General features: G+C 71.6%; 13 protein-coding genes. 6 read left to right on the top strand and 7 right to left on the bottom strand.

Annotated features, from left to right (window positions below; all coding sequences use genetic code 11):
• Window positions 1–242: 242 nt before the first annotated feature.
• The 3 genes from ACWCSU_RS13680 to ACWCSU_RS13690 are packed head-to-tail and all read left to right on the top strand — an operon-like array spanning window position 243 to window position 2,025.
• Window positions 243–383 carry a hypothetical protein gene (locus tag ACWCSU_RS13680; protein ID WP_357692783.1) on the top strand — a complete coding sequence of 47 codons (141 nt, stop codon included), beginning with the start codon at window positions 243–245 and terminating at the stop codon, window positions 381–383.
• Between the two features lie 10 nt (window positions 384–393).
• Window positions 394–1,134, top strand: a complete 741-nt coding sequence (locus ACWCSU_RS13685) for an MBL fold metallo-hydrolase (RefSeq protein ID WP_357692781.1) — start codon at window positions 394–396, stop codon at window positions 1,132–1,134.
• Between the two features lie 24 nt (window positions 1,135–1,158).
• On the top strand, window positions 1,159–2,025 hold the full coding sequence (locus ACWCSU_RS13690; RefSeq protein WP_449935160.1) for a TolB family protein: 867 nt from the start codon (window positions 1,159–1,161) through the stop codon (window positions 2,023–2,025).
• Window positions 2,026–2,083: 58 nt separating this feature from the next.
• On the opposite strand, the gene ACWCSU_RS13695 is transcribed toward ACWCSU_RS13690, so the two are convergent.
• The gene (locus tag ACWCSU_RS13695; protein WP_364082982.1) at window positions 2,084–3,985 is read right to left on the bottom strand and encodes a sensor histidine kinase; all 1,902 of its coding nucleotides are present in this window, start codon (window positions 3,983–3,985) and stop codon (window positions 2,084–2,086) included.
• Window positions 3,986–4,047: 62 nt separating this feature from the next.
• Between ACWCSU_RS13695 and ACWCSU_RS13700 the strand changes: the two genes are divergently transcribed.
• Window positions 4,048–4,461 carry a hypothetical protein gene (locus ACWCSU_RS13700; RefSeq protein ID WP_364082979.1) on the top strand — a complete coding sequence of 138 codons (414 nt, stop codon included), beginning with the start codon at window positions 4,048–4,050 and terminating at the stop codon, window positions 4,459–4,461.
• Window positions 4,462–4,463: 2 nt separating this feature from the next.
• Here the strand turns inward: ACWCSU_RS13700 and ACWCSU_RS13705 are convergent, their stop codons facing one another.
• Window positions 4,464–4,898 (bottom strand): hypothetical protein, encoded by a 435-nt coding sequence (locus tag ACWCSU_RS13705; RefSeq protein WP_357692773.1) that lies wholly within the window; start codon window positions 4,896–4,898, stop codon window positions 4,464–4,466.
• Window positions 4,899–4,972: 74 nt separating this feature from the next.
• Here ACWCSU_RS13705 and ACWCSU_RS13710 point away from each other — a divergent pair, with 74 nt between their 5' ends.
• The gene (locus ACWCSU_RS13710) at window positions 4,973–5,500 is read left to right on the top strand and encodes a DUF6886 family protein (RefSeq protein WP_449935163.1); all 528 of its coding nucleotides are present in this window, start codon (window positions 4,973–4,975) and stop codon (window positions 5,498–5,500) included.
• Here the strand turns inward: ACWCSU_RS13710 and ACWCSU_RS13715 are convergent.
• Genes ACWCSU_RS13715 through lysS form a run of 4 tightly spaced genes read right to left on the bottom strand, consistent with a single transcriptional unit; the run spans window position 5,475 to window position 9,416 of the window.
• A complete protein-coding gene (locus tag ACWCSU_RS13715) occupies window positions 5,475–6,437 on the bottom strand; it encodes a ketopantoate reductase family protein (protein WP_449935165.1) in 963 nt (320 codons plus the stop codon). The genes ACWCSU_RS13710 and ACWCSU_RS13715 overlap by 26 nt on opposite strands.
• 19 nt (window positions 6,438–6,456) lie before the next feature.
• Entirely contained in the window at window positions 6,457–7,185 is a 729-nt protein-coding gene (locus ACWCSU_RS13720; RefSeq protein ID WP_357692767.1) for a glycosyltransferase family 2 protein, read from the bottom strand.
• 60 nt (window positions 7,186–7,245) lie between these two features.
• The gene (locus ACWCSU_RS13725) at window positions 7,246–7,806 is read right to left on the bottom strand and encodes an AAA family ATPase (protein ID WP_364082967.1); all 561 of its coding nucleotides are present in this window, start codon (window positions 7,804–7,806) and stop codon (window positions 7,246–7,248) included.
• Window positions 7,803–9,416 (bottom strand): lysine--tRNA ligase, encoded by a 1,614-nt coding sequence (gene lysS / locus ACWCSU_RS13730; RefSeq protein ID WP_364082964.1) that lies wholly within the window; start codon window positions 9,414–9,416, stop codon window positions 7,803–7,805. The genes ACWCSU_RS13725 and lysS overlap by 4 nt, the downstream gene beginning before the upstream one ends.
• Before the next feature lie 89 nt (window positions 9,417–9,505).
• On the opposite strand from lysS, the gene ACWCSU_RS13735 reads away from it, so the two are divergent.
• Window positions 9,506–10,021, top strand: coding sequence for a DinB family protein (locus ACWCSU_RS13735; RefSeq protein WP_357692761.1), 516 nt, complete (start codon window positions 9,506–9,508; stop codon window positions 10,019–10,021).
• 3 nt (window positions 10,022–10,024) lie between these two features.
• Here ACWCSU_RS13735 and ACWCSU_RS13740 read toward each other — a convergent pair whose 3' ends face one another.
• A complete protein-coding gene (locus tag ACWCSU_RS13740) occupies window positions 10,025–11,137 on the bottom strand; it encodes an ROK family protein (protein ID WP_449935171.1) in 1,113 nt (370 codons plus the stop codon).
• Window positions 11,138–11,140: the final 3 nt, after the last annotated feature.

Here is an 11,140-nt window from a genome sequence, read left to right on the forward strand (position 1 = left end):
GAAACGTCTAGCCCTCTTGGACTATTCCTGGACGGTTCTGGTGTGTTCTGCCGCGCGAGACGGCCCGTACGCGTGACAATGTTCTTCATCGCACCGCGCCGTGAGGAAACCGCCGGCCACCGGTGCGCCCGAACGCCACAGAATCCCCGTCCAGCGCAGCGGCACCGTGTCAAGTGACATGCAGGACCCCTGCAACCCGTCGGGGGTTCCATGGACACATCACAGCTCCTTGGGGGATCACCATGAACGCCGTCCAGTGCCCGCAGTGCCACCACACCCTCGACGAAGGCCCGATCATGTACCGGTGCGCCCACTGCTGCCGCGCCGTCTACGCCGCCGACCTCGAGAACGAGTACGTGCCGCGCGAGCCCGTCGCCGCCTAACCTTGGCGGGATGAAGCACAACCCCATCACCGTCTCCGGCGTCGAGGTGACGCCGCTCTGCGACGCGGTGGGCCCGATGGGCCCCGCGATCCGCCTCCCGCTCGCCGAGATGTTCCCCGGCTCCGGCTCGGGGGACGATCCGTGGGTCCTGCACTTCCACTGTTACCTGCTGCGTGACGGCGCAGGCCGCCTCACCCTCGTCGACACCGGCATCGGCGGGGAGGACTCCCCGGCGGCCAGTTGGGCGCCCGTCCCCGGCGTACTGACGGACGAGCTGGCGGCGGCGGGCGTCACGCCCGCCGACATCGGCACCGTCATCCTCACCCACCTGCACAGCGACCACGCCGGCGGCGCGGTCGCGGACGGCGCCCCGGTGTTCGAGAACGCGCGCTACGTGCTCCAGCGGGCCGAGGTCGACGCCGCCGCCGGGGTCGTGGCCGACCGGCTCCTGACCCCGCTCAAGGACCAGCTGCACATCGTCGAGGGGCAGGCCCGGGTCGCGCCGGGCGTCCACGTCCAGCACACGCCCGGACACACCCCCGGACACCAGATCGCCAGGGTCGGCGACCTGGCCATCACCGGCGACCTCGTGCTCCACCCGGTGCAGCTGGCAGACCCGGGCGTCCACTACGCCTACGACGACGACCAGGAGACGGCCGCGCGCACGCGCACCGAGGTCCTGGCGGCGCTGCGCGCCGAGCGGGCGACGATCGCCACCGCGCACTTCAGCGAGCCGTTCATGCGTCTTTGATCCGTTACGGCACCATTGGCTCTCATGAAGATTCGTGTTGTGGCCGGTGTCGCTCTCGGCGCCGCCCTGGTCGCCCCCGCCGCGGCGTCGGCGGCCACCGCGCCCGAGCTCTCGGGCGCCGCCGTCTATGCCGGCGCCGGCAACCAGCTCGCCCGCTACGAAGGCGGCGAATGGAGCACCCTCGCCAAGATCGGCGCGCTGCCGCAGTTCGCCGCCTCGCCGGACGGCAAGAAGGCCGCCTGGGTGACCGGCGGCGGCAACCTCCAGGTCAAGGACGGCGCCAAGACCGTCACCGCGGCCACGAAGCTCCAGGGCGGCACGCCCTGCCTGACCCCCGTCTGGTCGCCCGACTCCACCCAGGTCGCCTACGTCGGCAAGGGCGAGACCATCATGGCCGTCAAGGCCGACGGCACCGGCGCGCGCAGGCTCGGCACGTCCAAGGGCGTGTGCCACCTGGCGTGGGCGGCCGGCGGCCGTTACCTCGCGGGCTACACCGGCGAGGCCGACGCCGTCTACCGGCTCGACGTCAGGACCGGGAAGTCCGTCAGGGCCAAGGGCGTCAAGCTCGTCACGCACGTGCAGAGCCTGTCGCCGAACGGCCGCGCCGCCGTCGTCGAGTTCCCCGCCAACCCGAACGCGCTCGGCGACGGGAGCTGGCCGGCCGCCTTCAGGCCGACCGTGGTCGACCTGGTGACGGGCAAGAAGCTCACCCCGGCCGTCAAGGGCCGGCTGATCGGCGCGTTCTACCTGGCCGACGGGCGGCTGGTCGTCCGCGTGGCGGGCGGCACGCACAACACGCTGGTCGTGCTGGACGCGGCGGGCAAGGAGACCCAGCGGATCGAGGAACCGGCCAAGGCCAGAACCCAGGCGCTGCTGCAGGTGCTGCCGTAACGCGGTCCTGTGCTCAGCGCGCCTGGCTGCCGGCCAGGGCCGGCTGGTCGGCCCTCGTCTAGCTTCCGGTGAGGGCCGGTTGGTCGGCCAGGAGGGCCGCGGGCAGGAAGACCATCGCGGTCAGGCCGCCGTAGGGCGACGGCGCGAGGGTGACCTTGATGTCGTGCCGGGCGGCCAGCCGGCCGACCACGAACAGGCCCAGCCGGTCGCTCTGCGCGAGGTCGAACTCGGGCATCTCGGCCAGCCGGTCGTTGAGCTCGTCCAGCTCGACCCTCGGCAGGCCGAGACCGCGGTCCTCGATCTCGATCATCAGGCCGTTCGGGGTGCTCGCGCTGCGCACGTCCACCCTGGTCCGCGGGGGTGAGAAGAGCGTGGCGTTCTCGACCAGTTCGGCCAGCAGGTGGGCCACGTCCGTGACGGTCGCGCCGAGCAGCGCGGCCTGCGGCGGCTGGAGGATCTCGACGCGCTCGTACTCCTCGACCTCCGCGACCGCGGCCCGCAGGACGTCGAGGATCGCCACCGGGTTGCGCCAGCCGCGCCCGGGGGCCTGGTCGGACAGGATGATCAGGCTCTCCGCGTGCCTGCGCATGCGGGTGGTGAGGTGGTCCAGCTTGAACAGGTCGGACAGGATCTCGGGCTCCTCGGTGGCCCGCTGCATGCCGTCGAGCTGGAGCAACTGGCGGTGCAGCAGCGACTGGTTGCGCCGGGCCAGGTTCACGAAGACCTGGCTGACGCCGTGCCGCAGCCTGGCCTGGTCGACGGCGGCCTCGACGGCCGTGGACTGCACGTGGTTGAAGGCCCGCACGATGTCGGCGACCTCGGAGGTCTCCGTCCTGACCTCCAGCGGCGCAACCTCGGCGGCCGAGGGCGGGCGGGTGTTCGTACGCAGCCGCTCGATCAGCCCGGACAGCCGCACCTCGGCCAGTTCGGTGGCCGCGTCGCGCAGCCCGGCCAGCTCGCGGACCAGCCGTTTGCGGAAGCGCAGCGACAGCAGGATCGAGGCGAGCACGGCGAGCAGGCCCGCGCCCCCGGCCACGCCGATCTTGATCAGGATGCTCTCCGCGGCGGGCGTCACCCGGGCCACGATGCCCTCCACGGCCCGCCCCTGGTCGCGTTCGAGCACCGCCCACAGGTTCTGGCCGTCCACCTCCCAGGTGGCGGCGGTGGCGGGCAGGCCGTTCATCGCGGCCTGACCTCTGATGGCGTCCTCGGCGTCGAGGAACTCCTTGTAGACGGGCGAGGCGGCCAGCTCCTCGTACGGGCCGCGCAGGCCGTCGTCCAGGTGCGAGAGCGCCTGCGAGTACAGCAGCCGCCGGGTCGCCACCATCCCGGTGAACGCCTCGCGCTCGACGGCCTCGACGCGTCCTCTGGCCAGCACCACGACGATCATCGCGCGCTCGCGCGAGACGAGGTCCTTGGCCTCGCCGAGCATGGTGACGGCCCTGGCCTGCCGGTACAGCGACATGTCGGGCACCAGCACCATCGCGTCGTACATGCGGAAGGAGGCGTCCACGATCTGGCTGTAGCCGTCGATGACGGCCAGCGGCGCGACCGTGTCGCCGTCCACCTCGGCTCGGATGCCGGACAGCAGGTCGAGCTTGCCGTTGAGGGCGTCGAGTTGCGTGCGCATCTCGGGCGACATGTCGCGCTGGTCCTTGGCCAGCTTGCGGAAGGCCGCCACGGCCCGGTCGGTCTGCCCGCGCTGTCTGGCCAGCTTGTCCGCGCCGCGCCGGGTGGCCAGGAACTCGACCGAGGCCAGCCGCTCGTCCTGGAGCTCGACGTTGACCCGCTCCGACGGCGTGGTCAGGTGGGAGGCCAGCTTGTTGATCTCCAGCAGGCGCAGGCCGTCACCGCCGGTCAGGGCCGCCGCGAACGCCCACAGCCCGACCAGGGACAGCAGCGGCACGAGCAGCAGGATGAGGAGCTTCAGAGCAATGGGACGGCCACGCGTGGGGGGCATGCGACCTCCGGGTGCATGATGAGATCGCCTCGCAGATTACACCCCCATTTGGAAGGATTTCTGTGCGTCTTCCGCGTTCCGCCGCCGGTTGGACCATCGGCGTCTTCGGCGTGCTCGCCTTCGCGCTCGGGCTCGTCGGGCTGCTGTCGCCGGACTCCCTGCTGGTCCTGCTGGGTTTCGAGGTGCTCGACGTACGCCCGTCCGGCGACTACACGCTGGTCTACATGGCTGCTTCGTCGATGGCGGCGGTGAACATGGGGGTCTATTACGTTTTCGCGGCATCCGCCGACTACACGCCGTTCTTCCGGTGGACCGTGCCGTTCAGGCTGGTGACGTTCGCGGTGTTCACGACGCTGGTGCTGACGGGGGCGGCGCCGGGCGAGTTCTTCGGCGTGGGCCTCTGGGAAGGGGCGGGGGCGCTGGTCACCGGGTTCGCGCTCTGGCGCGAGGGCAAGTTGCTGCCCTCGCGCTCATGAGCTCACGGCCTGGTGTCGTCGGTACGGCCGCCGGCCACGAGCCGGTCGCCTTCCGCCGGTTCGTGCGCCACGTGACGCCCGGTCACGCCGTCATCGGTGGCCCGCTCGGCGGCCTCGGCGGCCTCGGCGGCACGGTCGCGTTCGAGCCGTCGTTCGAGGTCGCGCTTCTCGCCCTCCAGCCGGGAGACCCGGTCGGACGCCTCGGCTCGCGCGGCCCGCAGCCTGCGGCGCTTCCTGGCGGTCCTGCGCGACCCGGAGCCGATCAGCCAGAGCCCCGCCAGCAGGGCGGCCGCGGTGACCGCCCCCGCGACGAACATCTGGACGTGGTCGAGCTGGTAGGTGTTGCCGAACAAGATGTACCTGGAGCTCTCCTCGGTCGCCACCAGGGCGACCGCGCCGCCGGCGAGCAGGACCAGGATCAGACCCAATAAGACCATCCGAACTCACCCCTTGTCGTCAGAGCGCGTTTCTTCTGCCCTGACGCGGGCGGGGTATGCGCATGATGGCGGGTATGAGACCCGAGCCAGGCGAGGTGCTGCATTTCTCCGAGGACCCGACCATCGAGCGGTTCGTGCCCCATGTCGCGGTGACGTCCTCGCTCGTCGAGCCGTACGTGTGGGCGGTGGCCCACGACCGCTGCCCCGACTACTGGTTCCCGCGCGCCTGCCCGCGGGCGATGGCCTGGCGCGGTCCGGACACGGCCGACGAGGACGTGACCAGGATCGTCGGCGCGGGCTGCGGCGACCGCGTCCACGCCGTCGAGTACGCCTGGCTCAAGGCCATCATGGACGTCCGGCTGTACGCCTACCGGCTGCCCGCGACCGGCTTCGCGCCGATCGGCGACCCGCCGCACGCCGTGGTGTCGAGGGCGCCGGTCGTCCCGGTCGGCCCTCCCGAGCCGGTGGGCGATCTGTTCGAGTTGCACGAGCAGGCCGGGATCCAGCTCCGCGTGCTGGACAACCTGTGGCCGTTCTGGCACGAGGTGACGGGCAGCAGCATGCAGTTCAGCGGGATCAGGCTGCGGAACGCGCGTCGATGAGCGCGGTCAGCTCCTCCACCGGCATCGAGGCGGGCGGCAGCTTCTCGCGGGCGTACCTGTTGGCCTCGCGGCGCAGCACCTCGTTGACCGGCGTGGGCACGCCGTGCTCGCGGCCGAGCAGGACGATCTCGCCGTTGAGGTAGTCGGCCTCGATCGAGCCGCTGCCCCTGGCCAGGCTCTGCCAGGACGATCCGCCGCCGCGCTCGACGCCTTCGATGGGGACGACGTCCACCTGGTGGCCGCGGACCCTGCGCTCGTCCTCGGGGGTGGAGTAGGGGATGCCCGCGTGGTCGAACACGCGCATGGCCTCGGCGCGGGCCCGGTCGAAGAGCTCGACCATGCCGTCGGCGTGCCCGACGAGGGCTTCGACGGCGTTGCCGAGGTTGCTGAGGAGTTTGCCGTGCTTCCAGCGCATGACGTCGGGGGTGGCGCTGGCCAGCAGGCCGTGTTTGCCGAGGTCGTCGGCGATGCGCCCGGCGAGGTCGTCCACAGCCTGGGGATAGCGTCCGACGTGCAGCAGGCCCGAGTACGGGTGGCCGTAGGCGGCCACGACGCCGGGTTCGAGGTGCTGGGAGGGCAGCCAGACGCACATGCCGTAGACGTGCTCGGACCTGCGCAGGACGGTGCGCTCGTTGGCCACGCCGTTCTGGGCGCAGACGACCGGCAGGTCCACCGGCCAGGGGTCGAGGGCGGCCGTCGTGTCCTGCGACTTGGTGGCCAGGATCAGCACGTCGCCGTCGCGGGTGGGGACCGGGCCGGAGGTGGCGGGGATGTGCAGGGTCTCGTCGGATTCGGGGGTGATCAGGCGGAGTCCGTCACGCTTGAGCGCCTCGTAGTGCGCGCCTCTCGCGACGAGCAGAACCTCGTGCCCGCCCTGGTGGAGGCGGGCGCCGATGGTGCCGCCGACTGCTCCTGCTCCGATCACTATGTAGCGCATTGTCCGAGAATGTCACTTCCTACTTCGCCAGCGCCACTTCGGTCTGCGGGACCAGGGCGGTGCCGCGCGTCCGCTCGCGCATGATCGTCTTGAGTACGCGCCAGCCGTCGCGCACGGCGTGCAGGTTGCTCGCGCCGTGGATCCGGGAGCGCTCGTGGCTGGGCACCTCGTGGATGACCAGACCGGCCTGGGCGGCCCGGACGTTCATGAGCGTCTCGATCTCGAAGCCGTCGCAGTCGAGCTCCATGGCGTCCAGGTGGTCGCGCCAGAAGGCGTTGTAGCCGTAGCACAGGTCGGTGAAGCGGGTGCCGTACAACAGGTTGGTCAGGCCCGTGAGGAACTTGTTGCCGAGCGAGCGGATGGGGCTCAGGTCGTCGGAGCCGCCGCCGGGGGCGTACCGGGAGCCCTTGGCGAAGTCGGCGCCGTCGATGAGGGTCTCGACGAAGGAGCGGATCTCCTTGCCGTCGGTCGAGCCGTCGGCGTCGATCATGACGATGATGTCGCCTCTGGCGGCCTGGAAGCCCTCGATGAGGGCGTTGCCCTTGCCGCGCCGGCTCTGCACGACGACCCGGAGGTCGGGGCGCAGCCTGCGCGCGACGGCGACGGTGTCGTCGGTCGAGTTGCCGTCGACCAGGATCACCTCGTCGATCCAGTCGGGCAGCGTGGCGAAGACGTGGGGGAGGTTCTCGGCTTCGTTCATCGCGGGGACGATGACACTGACACTGGCGGCGAAGGGCTGCTTGTTCATGGGTACAAGGTGCACCTGCACACATGCAGCCCACTTGACACTGCCTTGCAGTGATCCTACTTATATGCGATCTCCGCTGACCAATGCCTCGTCGGCCCGCGCGACGATCTCGGAGACGGTCTCGTCGGGGGTCTGGCCGGAGGTGTCCAGCCACAGGCCGATCCGCGGTGTCCCGGCCCGTAGGGTGGCGTCGAGCTGGGCGATCGTCCAGGCGCCGTAGCCGGTTTTGGCGCGTTCGCGCTCGCGGCGCTCGACGGCGGCGGCGTCCGGGGCGAGCACGACCACCCGAAGCGGACGGGTGCGGATCCACGTGGTGAACCGCTCCAAGTCTTCACCAAGAACCACATCTTGCACAATTGACGTGAATCCGGCTTGGAAATACAAGTCCGCCGTCTGGGCCGCGAGCCGGTAGCGGAGGTGGAGCTGGCGCACCGCCTCGTCCGCCGCCTCGTCCGCCGCCTCCTCCGCCCTTGGCGTCATCTCGGCCCGGCCGCGCACGACCATGCGGCGGAAGGCGTCGCCCCGGACGTGGACCGACCGCGGCAGGCGCTCGGCCAGGGCCTGGGCGACCGTGGACTTGCCCGAGGCCGAGATTCCGGTGACCAGGACGACGCCCTTCACCCGCCGACGAGCTTCCGCACCCGGTCGGCGCCCACGGCCATGAGCAACGTGGGCAGCCGGGGCCCGGTGTCCCGGCCGACCAGCAACCGGTAGAGCAGGACGAAGAACGCGCGCTGGGCCGCCTTCAGCTCCGGCGTGGGCTTCGCGTCGGCGTCCAGGCCGGCCTGGAGCTTCGGCACGCCGTAGACCAGCGCGGTGAGGCCGTCGAGCGTCCAGTCGTCGAGGCCCTCGGCCAGCAGTCGCAGCGACTCGCGCTCGGTCTGGCCCAGGGAGTCCAGCAGGGCGTGGTCGGGCGTCTCGCGCACGCGGGTGCGCTGGTCGGCGGGCAGGTGGTCGGCCACCCAGCGCCGCGCCCGGTCGAGCCGGGGGCGGGCCTGGCCGAGGTCGTCGACCGCGTCGAGGTCGCGCAGGATGCGCAGCGCCTGCTCGTCGTGGCCGGTGGTGATGTCGAGGATCGAGGCGAGCGTGCGGTAGGGCACAGGGCTCGGCGTGACCGGCAGCGGCCCGGCGGCGGTGCCCACGGCGCGGCCGTGGGCGGCCAGCTCGGCGGGCTGGGCCTGGCCGGCGGCGACCTTGCGGGCCAGGGCGTCCCACTCGTCGTAGAGGCGCTGGATCTCCTGGTCGAAGGCGATCTTGAAGGACTGGGCGGGCTTGCGGCGGGCGTACAGCCAGCGCAGCACGGGGGCCTCCATGATGGCCAGCGCGTCGGCCGGGGTCGGCACGTCGCCCTTGGAGCTGCTCATTTTGGCCATGCCGGTGATGCCGACGAAGGCGTACATCGGGCCGATCGGCTGTTCGCCGCCGAACACCTCGCCCACGATGCTCCCGCCGACGATCCAGGCCGAGCCGGGGGAGTGATGGTCGACGCCCGACGGCTCGAAGACCACGCCCTCGTACGCCCACCGCATCGGCCAGTCGACCTTCCACACCAGCTTGCCGCGGTCGTGCTCGGCCAGGCGCACGGTCTCGCCGAACCCGCACTCGCAGGTGTAGGCCAGCTCGGTCGTCTCGTCGTCGTACGCGGTGACCTTGGTGAGGTCGCGCTCGCACAACTCGCAGTACGGCTTGTACGGGAAGTAGTCCTCCACCTCCCGCCCGCCGTCCTTGGTCCGGTACGCGGCCAGGATCGTGTCGATGCTCGACCGCTCACGCACGGCCAGCAGGATCTGCTCCCGGTAGGCCCCCGAGGTGTACTGCTCGGTCTGGCTGATGCCCCGGTAGTCGACCCCCAGCTCGGCCAGCGCGGCGACCATCGGCGCCTTGAAGTGCTCGGCCCAGTTGGCGTGCGGGCTGCCCGGCGGGGCCGGCACCGAGGTCAGCGGCTTGCCGATGTGCTCGGCCCAGGCCGGGTCGATGCCCGCGGGCACCCTGCGGAAGCGGTCGTAGTCGTCCCAGGACAGCAGGTGCACGCATTCGAGGCCGCGCCGCCGGATCTCGTCGGCGACGAGGTGGGGGGTCATGACCTCGCGCAGGTTGCCCAGGTGGATGGGGCCCGAGGGGCTGAGCCCGGAGGCGCAGACGATCGGTTTGCCCGGGGCACGACGCTCCGCCTCGGAGATCACCTCGTCCGCGAACCTGGAGACCCAGTCGGCCTCTGCACTTTCCGCCATCGAGCCATTGTCGCGGCTCGCCCGGGTCATACGCGAACCAGCCGAAAATGCGGTGCGTTGCAGAGCAGCCGTGCAGTAGCCTCCCGCGCATGACGCCACCCCGTGTACGTCCGCCTTTCGTGGCCGACGAACGTACCCAGCTCGTCGGCTGGCTGGACATGCAGCGCGCGATCGTCCACTGGAAGTGCGAGGGCCTGTCCGAGGCCGACGCCCACCGTGTCGTCCTGCCCAGCTCGCCGCTGATGACGATGGCCGGCCTGGTCGCCCACATGCGCTGGACCGAGCACTGCTGGTTCGAGGTGCTCTTCCTGGGCGGCAGCTCCGAGGGCAACCCGCAGTTCCTGGAGGAGCCCGAGGATGCCGACATGCTGGTCGAGGGCGTCACGCTGGCCCAGCTCCTCGACGACTACGCCAAGCAGTGCGAGCGCTCCAACGAGATCGTCGCCGCCCACTCGCTCGACGACGTCGGCAAGCACCCCGACTTCCGGTCGGCGGCGTCCTCGCTGCGCTGGGTGCTGATCCACATGGTCGAGGAGACCGCCAGGCACGCCGGTCACCTCGACATCGTCAGAGAGCTGGTCGACGGGAACAAGGGCTACTACTGACCCTCACAGGCCCAGCACGTCCGCCGGGTCGGCGATGATCCGCTGAATGACCATCCCGGCCGCCCCGAGCACCGCCGCGTCCGCGCCGTTGGACGAGACGACCAGGGCGGGCGGCGCGCCGCGCATCTGCCCCAGCCGGGCCCCCAGCACGTCCCGGGCCGGCGACTCCAGCCACGGGAAGAGCGGGGCGAAGATCCCGCCGAGCACGATCCTGCCGGGGTCGAGCAGGTGCACGGCCGAGGTGAGCGCCACCCCGAGCGCGTCCCCCGCCCGCGCGCAGGCGTCCAGCGCCCGCCGGTCGCCCGCGGCCAGCGCGTTCACCAGGGCGGCGACCGAGTCCAGGCCGCCGAGCAGGGCGTCCTGGCCCGCGTACACCTCCAGGCAGCCCCGGCCGCCGCAGCGGCAGGCGGGGCCGTCCGGGGTCACGACGACGTGGCCCAGCTCGCCGGCCAGCCCGTACGTCCCCCGGAACACCGTCCCGTCCACGACCAGGCCCGCGCCGACGCCGATCTCGCCGGAGACGTAGAGGAAGTCCGTCGCCCCCGAGCCGAACCACAGCTCGCCGAGCGCCGCCAGGTTCGCCTCGTTGTCGACCGCGCACGGCAGGTCCAGCAGGTCGGCCACCCGTACGTCGCGCCAGCCCAGGTGGGGGGCGTTGCGCAGCAGGTCGCCCTCGACCGTGCCGGGTACGGCCAGGGCGGCGCCGATGATCCGCAGCCCGGCCCCCTCGGCCTCGGCGGTGACCTCCTTCACCAGGTCGCGCAGCAGCTGGAGCACGCCCGCCGGGTCGGAGCCGCGGTTGTCGGCCGGACGGGTGCGGCGCAGGCGTACGGACCGGGTGAGGTCGACCACGCAGGCGGCCAGGTAGTCGATGTTGACCTCCAGCCCGAGCGCCGCCACGCGATGCCCGCTCAGCTCCACGGCCACGCCGGGCCGTCCGCGCTCGCCGTCGCGCACCGCGCCCGACTCGCTCACCGCCCCGGCCTTCAGCAGGGCCGCGACCAGGCTGGACACGGTGGTCTTGGTCAGCCCGGTGCGCTCGGCCAGCCCCGCCCTGGTGAGCGGCCCCTGCCGGTGGACGGCCTGGAGTACCACGGCCAGATTGCGGGCACGCATGGA

The sequence above is a fragment of the Nonomuraea sp. NPDC001699 genome (assembly GCF_053596455.1).